Raw genomic sequence first — 21712 nt, forward strand, 5'->3', positions numbered from 1 at the left:
ACGGCCTCCTTAGTCACCCAGACCTGCGGGGTTCACTTCTGATTGCGGGATACGTTCAACCCCTTCACCCCAGCGGTTCAGCACTTTGTCGTAGTCGCCGTTTTTAATCACGCCGTTAAGCGCGGTCTGCACCGGCTCCGCCAGACCACTGCCTTTTTTCAGCGTGACCGCAATGTGCGCAGCCTTCGGCCAGCCACCGTCTACGCTACCCACCAGTTTGGTTTTACCGGTTAACGCCGCTTTCCACGCCCCGATCACGTTCGGCCCGAAGAAGGCATCAGCCCGCCCGGACTGAATCGCCAGGGTTTGCGCTGCATCGTCTTTGGTGTAGACCGGGGTAAAAGGCTTAAGCCCTTTTTTGAGGTTTTCGGCGTTCCATGCCAGCAGGATCGATTCCTGATTGGTGCCCGAGCCCACGATAATGCGCAGTCCGGCGATATCTTCCGCTTTCTCAATTGACTTAATCGGGCTGGTGGATTTCACGTAGAAGCCCAGAGAGTCTTTCCGGTAAGTTGCAAAATCAAACTTCTCTTTGCGCTCTTTGGTGACGGTGATGTTGCTGATTGCCGCATCGTATTTGCCGGACGCCACGCCCAGCGGCCAGTCTTCCCAGGAGGTTGGCACCACGTTCAGCTCCAGCCCCAGGCTGTCGGCCACCAGTCGGGCCACGTCCACTTCGCTGCCGAGCAGGGTTTTGTTGTCGTCAGAAAAAACCGTCAGCGGCGGCGAATTAAGCGCGGCCACCGCCACGGTAAATTTACCCGGCACGGCGAAGCGATAATCTTTTGGCAACTGCGACACGGCAGCGCTGTTTTTCGCCGTATTAACCGGCGCTTTATTGGCTTCCAGACTCACGCCCGTGCCGTTAATGTTCACATTTTCTGCCCAGACGGCAGGGGTAAAGGCCAGCGCAAGCGCCAGAATAAGCGATGTTTTCTGCATAGCGGGGTTCTCTTTTATTGTTGTGTAAACTGATTTTCAGGTTGTGCTAATCCCAGGCTCTCGCGAAGCGTGGTGCCAGGGTATTCCGTGCGGAATACACCGCGTGCCTGTAATACCGGCACGACTTGCTCAACGAAGCGCGGGAAGGTATCCGGCGTACCGCCCTGAATGATGAATCCGTCAGCAGCAAGGCCGTCGAACCACGCCTGTAGTCCGTCTGCCACCTGTTCCGGTGTACCGGAGAAGCGCGGGCGCGGCGAGGCGGCTTCCAGCGCCACCTGACGCAGGGTTAAGTTGCGCTCCCGGGCATTACGCTTAATTTCATCCGTGGTGCTGCGGAAACTGTTTTTGCCTAAATCGCCAATATCCGGGAAGGGTTCATCGAGTGGATACTGACTGAAATCGTGATGCTCAAAATAACGGCCGAGATAATTCAGCGCGTCTTTAACAGAGACCAGTGCCGCGGTGGTTTGATACTGGTTTTCCACATCATCGGCATCTTTGCCGACAATAACGCTGACGCCCTGGAATATATGTAAATCCGTTGCGCGGCGACCATGACTTTCCAGCTGTTGTTTCACGTCGTGATAAAAGGCCTGCGCCTCTTCTAACGATTCGTGATGGGTAAATATGGCGTCGGCATGTTTCGCTGCCAGTTTTTTCCCGTCATCGGATGCGCCAGCCTGAAATACAATCGGCCGTCCTTGCGGTGTGCGACCAATATTCAGCGGCCCGGCGACCTTAAAGAAATCGCCATGGTGATCCAGGGTATGCAGTTTTGCAGGATCAAAGAACTGACCGCTCTCTTTATTACGCACAAAGGCATCGCCTTCCCAGGAATCCCACAACCCTTTCACCACATCCAGATATTCATCGGCAATGCGGTAACGCAGCGCGTGTTCCGGGTGTTTTTCGCGGGAAAAATTCTTCGCTGAACCTTCCAGCGGTGAGGTCACCACGTTCCAGCCCGCACGGCCATTGCTCAGATGATCCAGGCTTGCAAACTGGCGCGCCACGGTGAATGGCTCGCTGTACGAGGTGGATAATGTTCCCACCAGCCCCAGACGCGTGGTGATGCTCGCCAGCGCGGATAATACGGTGAGCGGTTCAAAGCGATTTAAAAAATGCGGAATGGATTTTTCATTAATATAAAGGCCATCAGCGACAAATAAAAAATCGAGCTTACCCTCTTCCGCCTTCAACGCCGTGTCTTTAACGAAATTAAAATTAATACTGGCATCTGCGGCAGCCGCCGGATGACGCCACGCAGACATATTTCCGGATGCACCATGCAATATGGTTCCCAGCCGCAATTGTCGGGTTGCAGACATATTCACCTCTTATGTTTAAACGTGTTGGAGTGCTTTTTCCGCAAGCTGTGCAAAATAGCGGGCAGCGGGCTCGATCAATGCTTCATCTGGGTTAAATGCCGGATGGTGTAAGCCGAAGGGGCTGGCGCTGCCAATACTGACAAATGCACCCGGAATATTCTGGAGATAAACCGCAAAATCTTCCCCGCCCATATGCAGCTCTGCGTGCCGGGTTTCATAACCTGCTTCCCGGGCAACCGAGGTGGCGAATTCAGCCCAGCGTTCGTCGTTCACCAGCGCTGTTGGCCCGGCGTACCAGGTAATATCGATCTGCGCGCTAAAGGCGCTGGCAAACCCGGCCGCGATTTCACCCACCCGCGCTTTGACGTTCTGCTGTACCTCGGTGCGGTGAGTACGCAGCGTACCTTCCAGCTCGACACTCTCCGGCAGGACATTCCAGGTGTTCCCTCCGGCGATGCGCGTGACGCTAAGCACCACGGAATCCAGGGTATTCACGTTACGGCTGGCCACGCTTTGCAGCGCCGTCACCAACTGGCTGGCCAGCACAATGGCATCATTTCCTTCGTGCGGGCGTGCCGCGTGCGCGCCTTTACCGGTGATGCGAATAACAAACCGATCGACGTTGGCATAAAACGGCCCGCCGCGAGTGGCGAATTCACCGACCGGCAGCCCCGGCTCGTTATGCATCCCGAAGATGGCGCTGACATCATGTAACGCCCCGGCGCGCACCATGCTTTTTGCCCCGCCGAAATTTTCCTCCGCAGGCTGGAACAGGATCCGCACGCGTCCGTTGAGCGCGTCTTCACGCTCTTTCAGCTTCAGCGCCGCCCCCAGGATCACGCTGGTATGGATATCGTGTCCGCAGGCGTGCATCACGCCCGCGCGCTGTGAGCTAAATGACACACCGCTGCGTTCCTCTATCGGCAAGGCATCAATATCTGCACGCAGGGCAATCAGCTTTTTGCCAGTACCAATTTCCGCGACCAGACCCGTTGGCAGTTCATAAGGCAGCGGCGTGATGCCCGCGCGGGTCAACCACTGGCGTAAACGGGCGGTGGTTTCCACTTCCTGCCCCGACAATTCGGGGTTCTGGTGCAGCTCGCGACGCCAGGCAATCAGTTGTTCACCAAAACTCATGCTGTAACCTCCTTGTTGAGTCGCGCGTGCGCCAGCAGACGCAGGGACTGAATACGCGTTGCGCCATCCGCAACCGGTGTATCAATAATGAATTCGTCGATGCCCCACTGCTGGTGCAGCGCGTTAAGTTGTGCCAGTACCGATTCCGCCGTCCCCGCCAGCAAAGACTGCGCGCGACGAGCAATACGTACCGGCTCGCTCCCGGCCTGGCGGGCAAAGGCATAGGCCTGCTCTTCGCTTGCCACGGTCACGCGCTGCCCGTTTGCCAGCTCAACGCCCCACACTTCCACTTTTTGCGCCAGGGCATCGGCCTGAGCCTGAGATGGGGCAACAATCACCTGTACCGCAACGATGACGTCACGGGCACTGTTAGCACGCCAGGTTGTAATCACATCACGTAGCAGGTCTGGGTCACCGTTCAGGTGTGCGGCAAAGACAAAATGCCAGTCAAGTTTTGCCGCTAACAGCGCGCTTTCGGTGCTCGCTCCCAGCAGGAATCCCTGAGCCGGAACCTGTGGCAGCGGCGTGGCACGCACGGCATCATCCTGCGACGGGTTTTCATTGCGTAACCAGCCATCCAGTTGCGTCAGTTGGTCGGCAAAACTGCCCTTTAGTTGCGGGTTCTGACCCTGCTGTAACGCACGGGTAGAGAGCGGCAGGCCGCCGGGGGCTTTACCCACGCCCAGATCCACGCGTCCGGGAGCAATAGCCGCCAGGACGTTAAAGTTTTCCGCCACTTTGTACGGGCTGTAATGCTGGAGCATGACGCCGCCAGAACCCACGCGAATGCGCTTTGTTTGCCCGAGGATCCAGGCAATCAGCAGCTCCGGCGAGGGGCTGGCCAGTTGAGGAGTATTGTGGTGTTCGGCAATCCAGAAGCGGTGATAACCCAGGTTTTCTGCCTGTTGGGCCAGGCTTAAGGTGCGCGCCAGCGCATCGGCCGCCGTTTCATTTTCGGCTATAGGGCTTTTATCCAGAATGCTGATTCGCCAGGACATGTTGTTATCTCGTTTGACTTAACATGTCGTCATTATTAAAGGCGGATTTCACCACTGAGAAACAATTAATTTACATTTGGATTGCCGGAAACTGGGAATGCAAAACCCTTTTCAGACTGTGCCTTTAGCGAAGAAATCAGCGTTTCCGCGTCCTGTCGCCGGGTGATGCGCACAAAACGGATATGGTCATATTGCGGGTTTCGCATATCAGCTTCGTAACGTTCGCGGTTACTGCGCCAGGTTTTGATTGTCCAGATGATGATGGATTTACGGCTGAAAAACGATCGACGAAAACTTTCACAATTTCCCGTGCCGGGCCACAGCTCCTGTTTATGCCACGCGCGCCTGAATGCCCTGCTCACAGCCTGATACAGGGTGCGGGTAAACCCGTAATCCACCCACACCACCAGATCCACATTGCGCCACTTAACGGGGCGCGTACGGTTATAGTTGCCGTCTAACACCCAGTTCTCAGTGGCGGTTAAGGTGTTTTCAAGCTTAGTCCACAGCGCGTCGTCCTCTGTTCCCTGCCAGTTCGGGCGCCAGTAAAGCTGGTCCATCTCAATGTACGGGATAGCAAGCTCGGCGGCGATCCGCCTTGCAAGCGTACTTTTTCCGCTCCCGCTGGTACCAATCAAATTGATTTTCACCGTTCCTCCTGGTCTATAAGAAGAAAAACTGAGCAAATCATAGCGTTTAAATCCTGTTAATAAAACGCTATTTCGGATTATCAGTTTACCCGGGGAGTCTACGTATCACTGTTTATTTGGCTTAAGTCACTTATTTGCAGGGGAGCGTTACTCTGAACCTGTTAATATTTTCATTTTTATTACACAACAAAAATAAAACAGGTAAAAAATAGTTAACTTAGGGTGTTCCGAATATCTTTACTTTCAGGGAGAATACACTCGCTGTAAAACAAAAGAATAAAACTTCATCTCTTGCCTGTGTCTTTATCGGGCGGCTTCTCTTTTACATATTCATCACTATGGAGTTACTCATGAAGCGTAACACCCCCGTTACACAAAACGAGTATTTACTTAACGAAGGCTCGACGTTAATGTCGACAACCAATACACATAGTCATATTACCTATGCGAATTCGGCCTTTATTGAAGCCAGTGGATATAAAGAAGAAAATCTTATGGGTGAACCTCATAATGTTATACGCCACCCGGATATGCCAGCTGAGGCATTCGGGGATATGTGGTTTACATTACAGCAAGGAGAGAGCTGGACCGGGCTTGTCAAGAACCGCCGCCACAACGGGGATCACTACTGGGTGCGAGCCAACGTTACGCCGGTTTACCAGAATGAAACATTAACCGGTTATATCTCTGTGCGTAATATTCCCGCACGTGAAGAGATCGAAGCCAGTGAAAAACTCTATGAGAAAGTGCGAAATAACGAATTAAAACATCATCGCTTTTATAAAGGGTTGTTGGTTCGCCGCGGCATATTCTCTTTCACTTCTATTTTTAAACGGCTGAGTATTACCCGGCGCGTTAATATCGGAATATCCATAACCGCCCTGTTCTCTTGTTTACTTTTACTGATATTACCCAAAGGTATAAGTCAACTGGGTGGCGTAATTCTGCCATTAATTAGCCTGACGCTATACCTTAATGCACAAATATCACGTCCGGTAAAAACCATTGTCAGCCAGATGCAACGCGTAGTTTCCGGGCGAAAAACAGACTATTTCCATTTCGATCGGGTTGACGAAATTGGCCTGATGATGCGCCTCGTTAATCAGTCGGGTTTAAACCTGAACTCGCTGGTGGATGATGTTGGCACCCAGATTGGCGGTATCGGCAATATCAGTCAGCAGGTGGCAAAAGAAGGCGCGGCGTTGCAGGCGCGTTCCGAAGAGACAGCAGACGACTTGCAACAAACCGCCGCGGCGGTAGAAGAAATTGCCAGTGCAGTACAGCAGACAGCAGAAACTGCGAAAGAAGCCATTCAGATGGCAGACCGGACCAGCGACAGCGCCCACAGCGGTGAAGCGATGATGAAACAGACCATCGGCATGATGCAGTCGGTGTCGCAAGATAACAGCCAGATTGTCGACATCATCAGCGTGATTGACCGCATCGCCTTCCAGACCAACATCCTGGCACTGAACGCCGCCGTCGAAGCAGCACGCGCCGGTGAAGCCGGGCGCGGTTTTGCGGTGGTAGCGGCTGAAGTGCGTAACCTGGCGCAGCACTCTGCCACGGCGGCCAAAGAGATCAAAACCCTGATCGAGAAAAACGTCGCCAGCGTGAACAACGGTGTGGAAATGGTGGAACAGACCGAAACGCACCTGACGGCGATGATAGGCAATGTGTTGCAGATGACCTCCCTGATTAAGGAAATAGGCCATGCCACGCAGGAACAGACGCAGGCGCTTTCGCTGATTAACGAGTCCATCTCTCGTATTGGCGTGATGACCAGCAACAACACCGGAATGGTGGATAATGTCGCCAATGCCGCCAATCACCTGACGCAGCGCACCACGCGTCTGCAACAGGCGATAGCGGTTTTTGGCGGCTAGCTGTTCTGATACTGCTCGTCGGTCACTTTTTCCATCCACTCTACCGGGCTACCGTTCACCGATTCGGCGATGGCAATATGCGTCATCGCCGTTTGCGCGCAGGCCCCGTGCCAGTGTTTTACGCCAGGCGGGATCCACGCGATATCGCCCTGATTCAACGGCTCTGCCTCTTTACCCCACTCCTGTAACCAACCGCGACCCTGGGTCACGATAAGCGTTTGTCCCAGCGGATGCGTGTGCCAGGCGGTACGCGCGCCGGGCTCAAAGGTCACCGTTGCCCCACCCACAGCAGCGGGCTCGGTCGCCTGGAAAGGCGCATCAATACGGACAGTGCCGGTAAACCAGTCTTCCGGGCCACGGATGGAGGGTAATGAACCGCTGCGGATAATTTTCATGTTGTACTCCTCGTTTGCTGTTGCGCTAACAGTAGCGCAAAGGTGCACAGAGCATTAGACTGCATAATCAGAAAAGAACCATGAATACAATTCATGAATCGGATAACTGACGATGCTAAAAGACAATTTCAACGACCTGCTCTCTTTTATGGTGGTCGCCCGCGAACGCAGTTTTACTCGCGCAGCCGCCCAACTGGGTGTTTCGCAGTCGGCATTAAGCCACGCGATGCGTAATCTGGAGGCGCGGCTGGATGTGCGGCTGCTGACCCGTACCACCCGCAGCGTTGCGCCGACCGAAGCCGGTGAACAACTCTTCATGCGCCTTAGCCCGCACCTTCTGGAGATTGAACAGGAGCTCACCGCGCTGCGTGACACGCGTGACAGGACCGCCGGAAATATCCGCATTACCGCTGGAGAACACGCCATGACCTGCGTGCTGTGGCCAGTGCTAAAACCCTTTATGGCGAAATATCCTGACATTCATATTGAAGTGACTGTGGATAACGGCCTGACGGACATCGTTGATGGGCGGTTTGATGCCGGGGTGCGCCTGGGTGAGCAGGTCGCCAAAGATATGATTGCCGTGCGTATTGCGCCGGATCTACGCATGACGGTGGTCGGCTCACCCGACTATCTTGCGCGCTCTGGTGTGCCGGAAGAGCCAGAACAGCTTGCGCAGCACAGTTGCATCAATATACGTCTGCCCACGCGGGGAGGATTGTATGCCTGGGAATTTGAACGTGACGGACGTGAGCTGCGTGTGCGTGTCGAAGGCCAACTGACGCTGAACAGCCTGCCACAGCGCATCGATGCCGCTGAGTCCGGTCTTGGCCTGGCGTACGTGCCGGAAGATACCGTCCGTGAGGCCATCGATCAGGGGCGCTTGATTCAGGTGCTTAAGGCGTGGTGCCCGGTCTTTCAGGGCTATCATTTGTATTATCCCAGCCGCCGCCAGCACACCACCGCCTTCGCATTACTTGTAGATGCCTTGCGTAATGCGTGAATGACTTCCCGCCTGGCGGTTCAGGATTGTCCCTATTAATTCAAGTCATCAATACCAGTCGGTAACTATTAAGTGAATCTGATGATTAAAGCACCACTACACTTACTGGTTTGCCTGGAAAATCGCCACGATTCAGCGTGTTGTGATCCCCGTCTGCTCTGACCACACAATTTCCTTCGACAGACATCACTTTCGGCGCGGTTATATTTTGCGTCGCTTATCAATTGCAGGTAGGATGCCTCGCCATGTTCGCCTTATCCATACGCAGAAAGACTGGAAAGGTGACATGTGTCTGTGCAAAGGCAATCGTTTGTATTGCCAGCTGCCAGACGGGACTATCACGACAATGGTTCAGACAGGCAAACAGGTAACTCAATGAAAACAAGCAATAAAAGCGCAGCCGATCATCATGCTGCGAAACGTCGCTGGTTGAACTCTCATGAAGAGGGCTACCACAAAGCGATGGGCAACCGTCAGGTTCAAATGATCGCCATCGGCGGCGCTATCGGTACGGGTTTGTTCTTAGGTGCAGGCGCACGTCTGCAAATGGCAGGCCCGGCTCTCGCACTGGTGTATCTGGTGTGCGGCATTTTCTCTTTCTTTATTCTTCGTGCGTTGGGCGAACTGGTTTTACATCGCCCTTCCAGCGGCAGTTTTGTCTCTTATGCCCGTGAATTCCTCGGCGAAAAAGCGGCCTACGTTGCGGGCTGGATGTACTTCGTCAACTGGGCGATGACCGGTATTGTCGATATCACCGCGGTTGCGCTGTATATGCATTACTGGGGTGCGTTTGGTGATGTACCACAGTGGGTGTTTGCCCTTGGTGCCCTGGCTATTGTCGGAACCATGAACATGATCGGCGTGAAGTGGTTCGCCGAAATGGAATTCTGGTTTGCGCTGGTCAAAGTTCTGGCAATTGTGGTGTTTCTGGTGGTCGGTACGGTGTTCCTCGGCAGCGGTAAGCCGCTGGATGGTAATGCCACGGGCTTCCACCTGATAACCGATAACGGTGGTTTCTTCCCGCACGGGCTGCTGCCTGCACTGGTGCTGGTACAGGGTGTGGTGTTCGCGTTTGCCTCTATCGAGCTGGTTGGTACGGCTGCGGGCGAATGTAAAGATCCGCAGACCATGGTGCCAAAAGCGATTAACAGCGTTATCTGGCGTATTGGTCTGTTCTACGTGGGTTCTGTGGTACTGCTGGTACTGCTTCTGCCGTGGACTGCATACCAGGCAGGTCAGAGTCCGTTTGTGACCTTCTTCTCTAAACTCGGCGTGCCTTATGTTGGCAGCATTATGAACATCGTGGTGCTGACCGCAGCCCTCTCAAGCCTGAACTCCGGTCTGTACTCCACCGGCCGTATTTTGCGCTCGATGTCGATGGGTGGCTCTGCACCGAAATTCATGTCGAAAATGAGTAAGCAGCAGGTACCTTACGCGGGTATCCTCGCCACGCTGGCAGTCTATGTCTTTGGCGTGTTCCTGAACTATCTGGTGCCGTCTCAGGTGTTTGAGATCGTCCTGAACGTTGCTGCACTGGGCATAATCGCCTCCTGGGCCTTTATCGTGGTTTGCCAGATGCGTCTGCGCAAAGCGATTAAAGAAGGTAAAGCCGCAGAAGTCCGCTTTAAGCTGCCTGGTGCACCGGTAACGTCCTGGCTGACCCTGCTGTTCCTGTTCAGCGTGCTGGTGCTGATGGCGTTCGATTACCCGAACGGCACTTACACCATCGCCACCATTCCACTGCTGGCTGTGTTGCTGATTGCAGGCTGGTTTGGCGTGCGTAAACGCGTTCACGAAATTCACAGCACCGCGCCTGTTCATCCTGATGATGAAAAGCAGGACGGCCCGCTGATTGAAGAGACGTCGCGTTAATACCACACGGCGGTCATAAAAAAAGGGAAGGCATTTTGCCTTCCCTTTTGCTTTGCGGCGACTAAACCTCAGGGTTTGACTCGCTTGCCCTGCACGTCAACGACCTGCTCCCCGTCCTCTTTCGTAAATGCCCCTTGCTGTGACTCAGGGAGGATATCCAGCACCACTTCGGAAGGCCGGCACAAGCGGGTGCCAAGCGGAGTCACCACAATCGGGCGATTAATCAGGATCGGATACTGGAGCATAAAGCCAATAAGCTGTTCATCCGTAAAAGCAGTATCTGCAAGACCCAGCTGTTCGTAGGGCTCCACGTTTTTTCGCAGCAATGCGCTCACCGTAATGCCCATCCCGGCAATCAGTTTCATCAGTTCATCCCGCGTTGGAGGCGTGTCGAGGTAATAGATAATTGTCGGTTCGGTACCGCTATTGCGGATCATTTCCAGCGTATTGCGCGACGTGCCGCAGGCCGGGTTGTGATAAATCGTAACGTTGCTCATTGTAGTGTCTCACGACAAAGTGACAGAGAGCCGCAGCGCCAGCGCGGCAAGTGTGACAAACAGCACGGGCAGGGTCATGATGATGCCAGTACGGAAGTAATATCCCCAGGTGATGGTCATATTCTTCTGCGACAGCACGTGCAGCCATAACAGGGTTGCCAGGCTCCCGATAGGGGTAATTTTAGGACCTAAATCGCAGCCGATGACGTTGGCGTAAATCATGGCCTCTTTCACTACGCCAGAAGCCGTACTTCCGTCGATGGATAATGCGCCAATCAGCACTGTAGGCATGTTATTCATTACAGATGATAAAAATGCCGTTATAAAGCCGGTGCCAAAGGTTGCCACCCATACTCCTTTATCGGCCAGTACGCTCAGGATCCCGGAAAGAGAGTCAGTCAACCCGGCGTTTCGCAGACCGTATACCACCAGATACATTCCCAGTGAAAAAATAACAATCTGCCACGGGGCACCGCGCAATACTTTGCCGGTATTAATAGCATGGCCTCTTTTGGCTACTGCAAACAGGATCAGCGCACCAATGGCTGCAATTGCGCTGACGGGAAGCCCGAGCGGTTCAAGCACAAAGAAGCCAACCAGCAGCAGGATCAGAACAATCCAGCCGGCTTTAAAGGTTGCGGCATCTTTGATTGCGCTGGCGGGAGCTTTTAGTCGGGCAATGTCATAGGTCGCCGGTATATCCCGACGAAAGAACAGGTGCAGCATCACAAGCGTGGTGGCGATGGCCGCGATATCAACCGGGATCATGACTGATGCGTATCGGGTAAAGCCCAGAGAAAAGTAATCCGCAGAGACAATGTTCACCAGATTCGAGACAATCAGCGGCAGGCTGGCTGTATCTGCAATAAATCCCGCAGCCATCACAAAGGCGAGTGTCGTCCCTTTGCTGAATCCTAGAGCAAGGAGCATGGCTATCACGATAGGTGTCAGGATCAGCGCTGCGCCGTCGTTGGCAAAAAACGCCGCAACGGCTGCGCCAAGCAGCACTATCCAGGTGAACAGCAGGCGACCCCGGCCATTTCCCCAGCGCGAAACATGTAATGCCGCCCACTCGAAAAAACCGGACTCATCCAGCAGCAGGCTGATGATAATCACCGCAATAAAGGTTGCGGTGGCGTTCCAGACAATATTCCAGACCACCGGAATATCATCAATATGGATAACGCCCCCCATCAATGCCAGCGCGGCACCGATGCTCGCGCTCCAGCCAATACTAAGTCCCCTGGGCTGCCAGATGACCAGAATCAGTGTCAGAACAAAAATACTCCCTGCCAGTAACATTTCCCACCCCGTTACATATGACTAAATGAATGTGTTATTTGTTATCTAACAGGATGACGGTGCGGCGTTTTCCCGCCACAGACGGATCTCCTCACGCATACACAACCAGGCTGTTGAAATTGTGTCGGCGGCCCAGGCAGGCATATGCGGAGACAGGCGGTAGTAAACCCACTTCCCTTCCCGGCGGTCGAGAACCAGCTCTGCATCCCGCAGAATGGCGATATGTCGGGAAATTTTAGGCTGAGATTCCGCCGTCACGCCGCAGATATCGCACACGCAAAGCTCACCTGACTCTCTGAGGAGCAATACGATGGCCAGCCGGGTTTCATCGGACAAAATTTTGTATAGCTGAACGGGCTGTAGCATGTTGCATCCTGCCTCTTACGCATTCACATATGATTTTCCATATATGTTAAGACGGAATTCAGCTGCTTTCAATAATTAACGCGTGGCAGATAAAAAAGCCCTGCACATGCAGGGCTTGAGGAGCGGTTACAGCGCGATACGGATCACGTCGTCCGGCTGGGTGGCTTCCTGCTGGCGGGTGGATTTCTGTTTCACCGTCACGTACAGAGTTTTACCGTCGGCAGAGAGCGCCAGGCTGTTTGGATAGACCGGCGTATCGTACGTTTTAGTGACTTTATAGGTCTTCGCATCAATCACGCTCACCTTGCCCGCTTCGCGGTGGGTCACGTAGGCTTCGTTACGCGCCGGGTTAAACAGCACGGCCAGCGACTCAGGCGTGGCGATTTTCTCGATAACGCTGCCATCTTTCAGGCTGACCACCAGCACTTCCGGCTGTTTTGAATCGGTAAGGAATGCGCGCTGTCCGGCGGTGTCCAGGCTCAGGTTCAGGTAGAAATGCTCTTTTCCGTCATCCTGCACTTTTTTACGGCTGAGGATTTTATGGGTTGTGGTATCAATCGTCACCAGTTCGCCATCTGCGTTGGTGGTGTACAGGCGTTTTGCCTGAGCATCCAGCGCCAGACCCGTGCTGAACGTACCGGTGTTGGCGATGGTGTCTTTCAGCTTCAGCGTTGCGCCATCAACCACCCAGATAACGCTCTCTTTGCCAATGCCGGTGATGTAAACGGTATTGGTGGTGTCGTCTGCTACCAGTTGTCGCGGCTGCAACGGTTTCACCGTTTCGCTGCGCTTGCGGTCATCCAGTACCAGGCGCCCTTTCACTTCGCCTTTTTTTGCATCAATGGCCGTCACCGCACTGCTGGTGGTGTTGCCAAACCACAGCGTCTGGGTGGCATTGTCGATCGTTGCGCCAAACGGTTTGAGATCGTTATGAATCGCTTGCGTCACTTCCAGCGTAACCGGGTCAAGGCGATAAACCATGCCACCTTTATCAGTTTTACGGCTTAATGATGTCGCAACCCACAGCGCATTCTCCTGCTGGCTTACGGCCATCTCATACGCGCCCTTGCCGACTGCTTTACGCAGCATCTCTTCGGCGGCATGAACCTGGAAGCTTCCGGCAAACAGTAAGGAGCCTAACAGCAGAGAACTCCGCAGGCGCGGCGAGCACAGGTGACGTAAAGACATAACAATTCCTTTTTAAAAGAGGGGGGTGTACTGCTGACATCGCTTCCGGCAGGCAAAGTCATGGCTTCGCCATCATTTTAATGAGAATAGTAATCATTAATCCGCTGAATGTGGAGTTTTTCTTACCCTGCCCCCCTTTCATTAACGCAATGTGCGGTTATAGTTTTCAAAAGATTTACAAAAGATTTAACATGTATGCACATGTTCCATTTGGTTCGTATTTTTCCTCAAGCGGTTTACTCATGAAAATCTTTTCTGCCTCTAAGGCAACCTTCCCGCTGTTGCTGGTTCCTGTCGTGTTAGCCCCTGCCGTCTCGATGGCCGCAGAAGAACAGACCATGATCGTCAGCGCCACTCCGCAAACCGTATCGGAACTCGATACCCCGGCGGCGGTCAGCGTCGTCAACGGGGACGATATGCGCCAGGCAACCCCGCGCATTAACCTTTCGGAATCACTTGGCAGCGTGCCGGGTCTGCAAATTCAGAACCGCCAGAACTATGCGCAGGATTTACAGTTATCCATGCGTGGCTTCGGCGCACGTTCAACCTTCGGCGTGCGCGGGATCCGTATGTATGTTGACGGTATCCCGGCCACCATGCCTGACGGCCAGGGCCAGACATCTAACATTGACCTCACCAGTGTGGACACCGTTGAAGTGTTGCGCGGTCCGTTCTCGGCGCTCTACGGCAATGCCTCTGGCGGCGTTATCAACATCAACACCCAGACCGGGCAACAGCCGCCAACCATTGAAGCCAGCAGTTATTACGGCAGTTACGGCACCTGGCGATATGGTATGAAAGCCACCGGTGCTATGGGTGATGGCACGCACGCCGGCGATGTGGATTACACGGTATCGACGACCCGTTTCACCACCAAAGGCTACCGGGACCACAGCGGTGCGCGGAAAAACCTCGCCAACGCCAAACTGGGCGTGCGAATTGATGACGTCAGCAAACTGACGCTGATGTTTAACAGCGTGGACATGAAAGCCAACGATCCGGGTGGACTGGACTATCAGGAGTGGCGGAACAATCCGCGCCAGTCTCCGCGTGGGGATCAGTACAACACGCGTAAAACCATCAAGCAGACGCAGGCCGGGTTACGTTATGACCGCCAGTTGAGTGCCCAGGACGACCTCAGCGTGATGATGTATGCGGGTGAACGTGAAATGACGCAGTACCAGTCCATTCCGTATCAGCCACAGCTAAAAGCCACCCACTCTGGCGGCGTGATTGACATGCAGCGCCACTATCAGGGCATTGATACCCGCTGGACGCACAAAGGCGAACTGCTGGTGCCGGTTACTTTCACCACCGGGCTGAACTACGAAAACATGAGCGAAGATCGCCGGGGTTATCAGAACTTCGTCATGGATAACGGCGTGCCAGACTACGGCGTAAAAGGCGAAAAGCGCCGCGACGAACGTAACCTGATGTGGAACGTTGACCCTTATCTGCAAACCAGCTGGCAACTGACGCAAAAGCTCTCTGTGGATGCGGGTGTGCGTTACAGTTCTGTGTGGTTTGACTCTAACGACCATTACATTACCCCGGGAAATGGCGACGACAGCGGCGATGCGAGCTATCACAAGTGGCTTCCGGCCGGTTCGGTTAAATATGCGCTGACCGACGCATGGAACCTGTATGCCGCGGCGGGACGTGGGTTTGAAACCCCAACCATTAACGAGCTCTCTTACCGTTCAGATGATAAAGGCGGGCTGAATATCGGCCTGAAGCCATCGACCAACAACACCTATGAAGTGGGCAGCAAAACGCGTATCGGCAATGGCCTGCTGACAGCGGCGTTGTTCCGTACCGATACGGATGACGAAATTGTGGTGGATGCCAGCTCCGGTGGCCGCACCAGCTATAAAAACGCCGGGAAAACCCGTCGTCAGGGTGTGGAAGTCTCCCTTGATCAGCAGTTCGCGGAAAACTGGAAGCTGAAAATGGCGTGGACGTATCTGGACGCCACCTACCGCACCAACGTCTGTAGCGATACCGACTGTAACGGAAACCGGATGCCGGGTATTGCCCGTAACATGGGTTATGCATCCTTTGGCTGGCAGCCTGAAGAAGGCTGGTATGCCGGTATCGATGTGCGCTACATGAGCGATATCATGGCCGACGACGAAAACACGGCGAAAGCCCCGTCTTACACGGTTGTGGGCCTGAATACCGGGTATAAATTCAATTACGCTAACTGGGGAATGGACGTGTTTGGGCGCGTTGATAACCTGTTCGACAAAGAGTATGTCGGCTCAGTGATTGTGAACGAATCTAACGGGCGGTATTACGAACCAGCTCCTGGCCGTAACTACGGTGTCGGGATGTCAGTCTCCTACCGCTTCGAGTAAGCAAACACCCGGCAGCGTCCTGCTGCCGGGTTGTTTATTACGCCACCTGTGCGCTCTGTTCGAGGCGGAACGCTGCTACCAGATCCTGCAACACGCGCGCCTGATCTTCCAGCGCCCCTGCCGCCGTAGACGATGCCCCCACCAGCGAGGCATTTTGTTGCGTGGTGGTATCCAGCTCCATCACTGCCCGGGAAATCTGTTCGATACCACGGCTCTGTTCTTCAGACGCTGACGAGATTTCGCCCATGATGTCATTCACTCGCGTGACGGACTCCACCACCTGCTCCATCGTCTGCCCGGCCTTCACCACCAGGTCGCTGCCCGTGGTGATGCGGTTGACGGATTCACTTATCAGCAGTTCGATATCCTTCGCTGCCTGCGAACTGCGCTGGGAAAGGCTACGCACTTCGCTGGCCACCACCGCAAATCCACGCCCTTGCTCACCCGCCCTCGCCGCTTCCACCGCGGCATTCAGTGCCAGAATGTTCGTCTGGAATGCGATACTGTTGATAACCGCGGTGATGTCGGCAATTTTTTGCGAACTGGTGTTGATATCGTTCATGGTGTTGACTACATCGCGCATCACACGACCGCCGTGGGTGGCGGTCTGCGACGCTTCCGCTGCCAGCTGGCTGGCATGGCGGGCGTTGTCGGCGTTGTTTTTCACCGTGGCCGTTAACTCTTCCATGCTGGCTGCCGTTTCCACTACTGCAGCGGCCTGCTGTTCAGTGCGCGAAGAGAGATCGGTATTCCCCTCAGCAATATCGCTCACCGCCAGAGAAACCTGCGCCACGCTGTTACGCACATCGCCAATCATCGAGCGCAGCGTGTCGTTCATGCGCCCCATCGCACCGGTGAGCTTGCCCAGTTCGTCATTGCCCTGCGCGCGGATATCAGAACTAAGGTCGCCACTGGCGATACGTTCAGCCAGTAACAGGTTATGTTTTACCGGACGGGTAATTTGACGGGTCACCCACCATGACACCAGGATGCCAAAGAGGATGGCAATCACGCCAACAATCGCCGTAATGGTGCTGGAACTGTAGGCCAGTGCATCATTATGGGCTTTTACCAGGGCGATGATATCCCGGATGGCGGCACTGCTGTTATCGCCCGCAGTTTTAACGTTATCTTCGGCTTTTTTCAGCGCCTGCTCCGCCGCCGTATCACCCTTATTGGCTTTTACTGCGGCCATCGCTGTCTGCATGTCTTCCACACCGCTACCAAACTGCGCCAGGTGTTCGCCAATCGCGTCAACGATAGGGGCTTCTTTTGCCGTCCAGCTCAGTTTTTTGGCTTCTGCCGTTAATTCTTCGGCATGTTTCACATACCCGGCCAGAAGCTGACCCGATTTTTCATCCCCGTTATAGAGATACTTGAGCCGGTTAATCTTTGCCTGGAATACTTCAATATTGATATTGTAGATAAGGTTGGTTTGTTGATACACATCGCGGATTTCTTTGAAGCGCAGCACACTCATGACGGTTGATACCGCCACCAGCAGCAATACCACGCCAAAACCCGCTGAAAGCTTTTTGCTCATTTTTATATTACGTAATCGAAGGCTAATACTAAACATCCTGGACTCCTTAAAAGGCAATTGTGCCTTTACCTGTTATCGGCAAGCTCCAGGGTTATTTCATAGTAGCGTTAGTTTTACCTGTCGAAAAATGAAATAACGTTCCCGGTGACATCGTGCCACCAGGGAATTATTTATATAATGAATATTTGAAATTAAATGATGTGATCTGTAGTTAATAATCCCTTAACTAAAATATTGCCGCTGTAAAAGTACATCCGCTTCATCAATCAGAGTATCAATCGCTTCCTGGCAGGCTTTTGCATCCCTTCGTTCGAGAGCCGACAGTAGCTCAGCATAGTGGTACGCCGAGGTGGTGATGTCGTTCAGCCCCTCATGCAGGTAGTTGATACACGGACCTATTCGTACCCACAACTGCTCAATAAGTGCGCTGAGGGTTGGCATTTCGGCATATTGATAGAGTGTGAAACGGAAAACACGGTTGGCATTTAGCGCCTGCTGAACATTTCCAGTGCGCATGGCCTGATGGAAAAGATCCGACAGTTCACGCAATGCCGCAAGCCTTGCATCCGACATGCGTTCGCAGGCCGCGGCGACTGCCATCGGTTCAAGCTGTTTTCTGATGGCGTTGATTTCGTTATAGCGTTCCAGTGTTACTTCAGGCACGAGGAACGCCTGAGCCGGCGTGGCATGAAGCGCGCCAGCTGACACCAGTCGCAACAGCGCCTCGCGAACCGGAGTAATGCTGGTGCCTAATTTATCTGCGATCTCTTTTGTAATCAGCCGGGCACCCGGTTTCAACGAGCCGCTAATTAATGCCCCTTTTAGACTGATTTCAACCTGCATGGTAAGACTGACCCGCTGTGCCTTTTCTAAATTATCCAAATCAAGCATGTTCAATTCCCGTAGCCAAAACAATACGCTATTTTCAGCGTCCATGAAAAAACGACGCCGCTAGATATATCCTGTATCATGGTACCTGGTATTGGGAAATGCGCTAAAAACGCAAATATTACATATTTTATTTTTTTACTCTCCCCGCTCAGCAATGCTGGTGGTGAAGAGGATGTGCTGGTTTAATTAAAGACAATATATCGTATCTTCACAAATATTTATGGCGGGTAATCCCGCCATAAGTGGGTTTATTTGTTTTCAGTCGCGACACGTATCACGACTTTGCCGAAGTTTTTCCCTTCAAGCAGACCAATCAGCGCCTGGGGAGCATTTTCCAGCCCGTCAATCACCTGTTCACGATAGTGGATTTTACCTTCCTGCACCCAACGCCCCATTTCCGCCTGGAACTCCTGGACGCGGTGACCGTAATCCTGCCCGATGATAAAGCCCTGCATCCGGATGCGTTTCTTGAGGATAGTCGCCATTAACAGCGATAAACGGTCCGGGCCGTCCGGTAATCCGGTGGCGTTATACCCGCTCACCAGGCCACACACCGGCACGCGTGCCGAGGTATTCAGTAATGGCAACACGGCATCAAACACTTTGCCGCCGACGTTTTCGTAATAAACGTCAATCCCGTTCGGGCAGGCTTTCGCCAGCTGCGCCGCAAAGTCATCTGCATAGTGATCCAGGCAAAGATCAAAGCCTAAAACCTCGGTGGCATAGCGGCATTTCTCTGCACCACCCGCAACGCCAATGACCCGGCATCCCTTAATTTTACCAATTTGCCCGACCGTGGCGCCAACCGGCCCGGTGGCCGCGGCAACCACCAGCGTTTCGCCTTCTTTTGGTTGCCCAATATCCAGTAACCCCATGTACGCCGTAAAACCTGGCATCCCCAGCACGCCAAGCGCCCATGACGGGTGCGCCGGATTTTCACCCAGTTTCACCAGACCGCTGCCGTCGGACAGCTCATACTCCTGCCAGCCGCTGTAACCCAGCACCCACTCACCCGGTTTGAAGGCCGGGTTATTTGACTGCTCAACGCGGCTGACGGTGCCGCCTACCATTACCGCGCCAATCTCTACCGGCGGCGAATAAGACGGGGCATCGCTCATGCGACCACGCATGTAGGGATCAAGAGACAGCCACTCTGTGCGCAGCACTATCTGCCCCGCGGCAGGTGTCGGAACTGGCTGCGTTTCTGAACGGAAATTGTCAGCGACCGGTGCGCCATGCGGACGAGAGGCCAGAACCCAGCGATGATTTTGCAGTGGAGATTGACTCATATCGTGTTCCTTTTTGTGCAAATGTCATTAGAGACTAGTCCCTTATGTTGCGGGCCGCTTTGGCATTACGAGCCGGACTGATTAAGCCGAACGACCAGATAAATACAGGAACTCTCGGTTTCATTGATAAACCGACAGTCGTTGGGCGGCCCCAGCTCCAGGCAGTCTCCGGCTTTCATTTCGTGGCGAGTATCGCCCTCCTGAAATACCAGTTCGCCTTCCTGTAACCAGATAAGCTGACGTGCCAGCGCATAGGACGAAGCAGGCATGGGCACATCACTGCCCGCAGGCAATTCCACCTGTACCAGGTCGATGGGAAGATCGGTTCGCGGTGAAACGTGGCGGCGAAGATAGTGCGTTTGCGGATCGCGCCAGACCGGTTGATTCGCCAGGCGCAGCAGTTTTCCTTCCTGCATTTCGGCTCTGGCAATCAAAGTAGACATGCTGATGCCGAACGCACCGGATAAACGAGCAAGCAAGGTCGCCGTTGGGCTACTTTCCCCACGTTCAATCTTGTGGATCATGGCGCGCGAGACACCAGCCCGGTCGGCAAGCTCGCTTAGTGACCAACCGCGCGACTCGCGTTCAATGCGAATTCGTGCGCTAATCCGTTGATTCATATTGTCTGTAATAGTGTTCATGACGTCATACTATAGTGTATGAACGGCAATTCAATGCTGTTTTCATAACAAAAAAATATGGCTTATGTCGTAGCGATTTGGTGAGACTATTGTGTAATATCGTGTCAAATACGTACTACTATAGTGAACAACGCATTCAGAGGTTTAATGATGATAATCCGCCACGCCAGCAAAGAAGACTGCGCCGCCATCGGTGAGATCTACAACCACGCGGTAGTGCATACCGCCGCAATCTGGAACGATAAGACCGTAGATACCGATAACCGTATCGCCTGGTTTGAAGCGCGCATTCTGGTGGGCTACCCGGTGCTGGTCAGTGAAGAAAACGGTGTGGTGACAGGGTATGCCTCATTCGGCGACTGGCGCGCCTTCGATGGTTTCCGCCATACGGTTGAACACTCGGTTTACGTTCACCCGGAACACCAGGGTAAAGGTATTGGCCGTCAACTGATGAAAGCCCTGATCATCGAGGCGCGTAATATTGGCAAGCATGTGATGGTGGCCGGGATTGAAGCACAAAACCACGCGTCTATTCATCTGCATGAGACGCTCGGCTTCGTCACCACCGGGCAAATGCCGCAGGTTGGCACCAAGTTTGGCCGCTGGCTGGACTTAACCTTTATGCAATTGCAGCTGGACGAGCGCAGCGACCCGGACGCCATTTCATGAATCAATCACTGACGATGGCATTTCTGGTGGCGGCAGGTATTGGCCTGGTGGTGCAGAACACCTTAATGGTGCGCATCACCCAGTCCTCTTCCACGATCCTTATCGCGATGTTGCTGAACTCACTGGTGGGGATCGTCCTGTTCGTCAGCATCTTACTGATTAAGCAAGGTACAGCCGGGTTTAGCGAGCTGGCATCAACCGTACGCTGGTGGATGCTGATCCCCGGTTTGCTGGGCTCGTTTTTTGTGTTTGCCAGTATCAGTGGGTATCAGAACGTAGGCGCGGCCACCACCATTGCGGTGCTGGTAGCCAGCCAGCTTATTGGTGGGCTGGTGATGGATGTGCTGAGAAGTAACGGCATTCCACTGCGCGCACTGATTGGCCCGGGATGCGGCGCAGTGATGCTGGTCGTGGGGGCCTGGCTGGTGGCCAGACGCCAGTTTTAAAGGATAGTGCCGCCCTTCGCGAGGTGCTCGTGACGCGCTTCCATCTCTTCTTTGTGCTGTTTACCGTGATGCGCAATCGCGGTACGCAGACGCTGCTGCTGGGTAAAGCGCTCTTCGCGGCTCAGCTCAGCATCATCGCTCAGTTCGATAAGCAGTTCATTCATGTGAGTGATTACGCTCTCTTCAAGCGCGGCGTCTACACGGGCAGTCACTTCGTTTAAATGTGACATTGTCACTCCTTGAGAATTGCCGGGTGACGGCTACGCCTTACCCGGCCTACAGGGGGAACCGTAGGCCCGGTAAGCGCAG

The 21712-nt window shown here is 53.9% G+C and carries 19 protein-coding genes and 1 pseudogene; 6 read left to right on the plus strand and 14 right to left on the minus strand.

The window, feature by feature from the left end; genetic code table 11:
- Positions 1 to 9 precede the first annotated feature (9 nt).
- The 4 genes and pseudogenes from ACS603_RS12040 to ACS603_RS12055 all read right to left on the minus strand — a co-directional run bounded on the left by ACS603_RS12040 (position 10) and on the right by ACS603_RS12055 (position 5058).
- A pseudogene (locus tag ACS603_RS12040) lies at positions 10 to 2273 on the minus strand (NtaA/DmoA family FMN-dependent monooxygenase).
- A gap of 15 nt (positions 2274 to 2288) precedes the next feature.
- Positions 2289 to 3410 carry an amidohydrolase gene (locus ACS603_RS12045; RefSeq protein ID WP_182061234.1) on the minus strand — a complete coding sequence of 374 codons (1122 nt, stop codon included), beginning with the start codon at positions 3408 to 3410 and terminating at the stop codon, positions 2289 to 2291.
- Complete coding sequence (locus ACS603_RS12050; protein WP_474944349.1) at positions 3407 to 4408, minus strand: MsnO8 family LLM class oxidoreductase; 1002 nt, start codon at positions 4406 to 4408, stop codon at positions 3407 to 3409. The genes ACS603_RS12045 and ACS603_RS12050 overlap by 4 nt, the downstream gene beginning before the upstream one ends.
- Before the next feature lie 65 nt (positions 4409 to 4473).
- Positions 4474 to 5058, minus strand: a complete 585-nt coding sequence (locus ACS603_RS12055) for an AAA family ATPase (protein WP_182061236.1) — start codon at positions 5056 to 5058, stop codon at positions 4474 to 4476.
- Between the two features lie 350 nt (positions 5059 to 5408).
- On the opposite strand from ACS603_RS12055, the gene ACS603_RS12060 reads away from it, so the two are divergent.
- Positions 5409 to 6944 (plus strand): methyl-accepting chemotaxis protein, encoded by a 1536-nt coding sequence (locus ACS603_RS12060; RefSeq protein ID WP_474944350.1) that lies wholly within the window; start codon positions 5409 to 5411, stop codon positions 6942 to 6944.
- Here the strand turns inward: ACS603_RS12060 and ACS603_RS12065 are convergent.
- The gene (locus tag ACS603_RS12065) at positions 6941 to 7339 is read right to left on the minus strand and encodes a (R)-mandelonitrile lyase (protein ID WP_182061238.1); all 399 of its coding nucleotides are present in this window, start codon (positions 7337 to 7339) and stop codon (positions 6941 to 6943) included. The two genes, ACS603_RS12060 and ACS603_RS12065, sit on opposite strands and share 4 nt — an antisense overlap.
- Before the next feature lie 112 nt (positions 7340 to 7451).
- On the opposite strand from ACS603_RS12065, the gene ACS603_RS12070 reads away from it, so the two are divergent.
- Both ACS603_RS12070 and ansP read left to right on the plus strand, forming a co-directional pair.
- Positions 7452 to 8342 carry a LysR family transcriptional regulator gene (locus tag ACS603_RS12070; protein WP_474944351.1) on the plus strand — a complete coding sequence of 297 codons (891 nt, stop codon included), beginning with the start codon at positions 7452 to 7454 and terminating at the stop codon, positions 8340 to 8342.
- 375 nt (positions 8343 to 8717) lie between these two features.
- Positions 8718 to 10214 (plus strand): L-asparagine permease, encoded by a 1497-nt coding sequence (gene ansP / locus ACS603_RS12075; protein ID WP_182061240.1) that lies wholly within the window; start codon positions 8718 to 8720, stop codon positions 10212 to 10214.
- Positions 10215 to 10282: 68 nt separating this feature from the next.
- Here the strand turns inward: ansP and arsC are convergent, their stop codons facing one another.
- The 4 genes from arsC to yncE form a co-directional block, all read right to left on the minus strand.
- The gene (gene arsC / locus ACS603_RS12080; RefSeq protein WP_474944352.1) at positions 10283 to 10711 is read right to left on the minus strand and encodes a glutaredoxin-dependent arsenate reductase; all 429 of its coding nucleotides are present in this window, start codon (positions 10709 to 10711) and stop codon (positions 10283 to 10285) included.
- 9 nt (positions 10712 to 10720) lie between these two features.
- Positions 10721 to 12013: an arsenic transporter gene (locus ACS603_RS12085; protein WP_315685885.1), complete on the minus strand. Its 1293-nt coding sequence runs from the start codon at positions 12011 to 12013 to the stop codon at positions 10721 to 10723.
- 45 nt (positions 12014 to 12058) lie between these two features.
- Positions 12059 to 12379, minus strand: coding sequence for a metalloregulator ArsR/SmtB family transcription factor (locus ACS603_RS12090; protein ID WP_474944353.1), 321 nt, complete (start codon positions 12377 to 12379; stop codon positions 12059 to 12061).
- Between the two features lie 126 nt (positions 12380 to 12505).
- Positions 12506 to 13567, minus strand: a complete 1062-nt coding sequence (gene yncE, locus ACS603_RS12095; protein WP_474944354.1) for a 7-bladed beta-propeller protein YncE — start codon at positions 13565 to 13567, stop codon at positions 12506 to 12508.
- 242 nt (positions 13568 to 13809) lie between these two features.
- Here yncE and pqqU point away from each other — a divergent pair, with 242 nt between their 5' ends.
- Positions 13810 to 15924, plus strand: coding sequence for a TonB-dependent receptor PqqU (pqqU, locus tag ACS603_RS12100; protein ID WP_474944355.1), 2115 nt, complete (start codon positions 13810 to 13812; stop codon positions 15922 to 15924).
- Positions 15925 to 15961: 37 nt separating this feature from the next.
- On the opposite strand, the gene ACS603_RS12105 is transcribed toward pqqU, so the two are convergent.
- The 4 genes from ACS603_RS12105 to ACS603_RS12120 form a co-directional block, all read right to left on the minus strand.
- Complete coding sequence (locus ACS603_RS12105; RefSeq protein ID WP_474944356.1) at positions 15962 to 17503, minus strand: methyl-accepting chemotaxis protein; 1542 nt, start codon at positions 17501 to 17503, stop codon at positions 15962 to 15964.
- Positions 17504 to 17689: 186 nt separating this feature from the next.
- A complete protein-coding gene (locus tag ACS603_RS12110) occupies positions 17690 to 18358 on the minus strand; it encodes a GntR family transcriptional regulator (protein ID WP_182063585.1) in 669 nt (222 codons plus the stop codon).
- 248 nt (positions 18359 to 18606) lie between these two features.
- Positions 18607 to 19647, minus strand: a complete 1041-nt coding sequence (locus ACS603_RS12115) for an NADP-dependent oxidoreductase (protein WP_182061247.1) — start codon at positions 19645 to 19647, stop codon at positions 18607 to 18609.
- Between the two features lie 65 nt (positions 19648 to 19712).
- Positions 19713 to 20288, minus strand: coding sequence for a helix-turn-helix domain-containing protein (locus ACS603_RS12120; RefSeq protein WP_182061248.1), 576 nt, complete (start codon positions 20286 to 20288; stop codon positions 19713 to 19715).
- Positions 20289 to 20438: 150 nt separating this feature from the next.
- On the opposite strand from ACS603_RS12120, the gene ACS603_RS12125 reads away from it, so the two are divergent.
- Together ACS603_RS12125 and ACS603_RS12130 are read left to right on the plus strand one after the other, a co-directional pair.
- Positions 20439 to 20957 (plus strand): GNAT family N-acetyltransferase, encoded by a 519-nt coding sequence (locus ACS603_RS12125; RefSeq protein WP_315688706.1) that lies wholly within the window; start codon positions 20439 to 20441, stop codon positions 20955 to 20957.
- On the plus strand, positions 20954 to 21403 hold the full coding sequence (locus ACS603_RS12130; protein WP_474944357.1) for a DMT family transporter: 450 nt from the start codon (positions 20954 to 20956) through the stop codon (positions 21401 to 21403). The genes ACS603_RS12125 and ACS603_RS12130 overlap by 4 nt, the downstream gene beginning before the upstream one ends.
- On the opposite strand, the gene ACS603_RS12135 is transcribed toward ACS603_RS12130, so the two are convergent.
- On the minus strand, positions 21400 to 21633 hold the full coding sequence (locus ACS603_RS12135) for a YdcY family protein (RefSeq protein ID WP_182061250.1): 234 nt from the start codon (positions 21631 to 21633) through the stop codon (positions 21400 to 21402). The two genes, ACS603_RS12130 and ACS603_RS12135, sit on opposite strands and share 4 nt — an antisense overlap.
- Positions 21634 to 21712 lie beyond the last annotated feature (79 nt).

It is taken from the genome of Enterobacter sp. Li2LvB3, assembly GCF_056156645.1.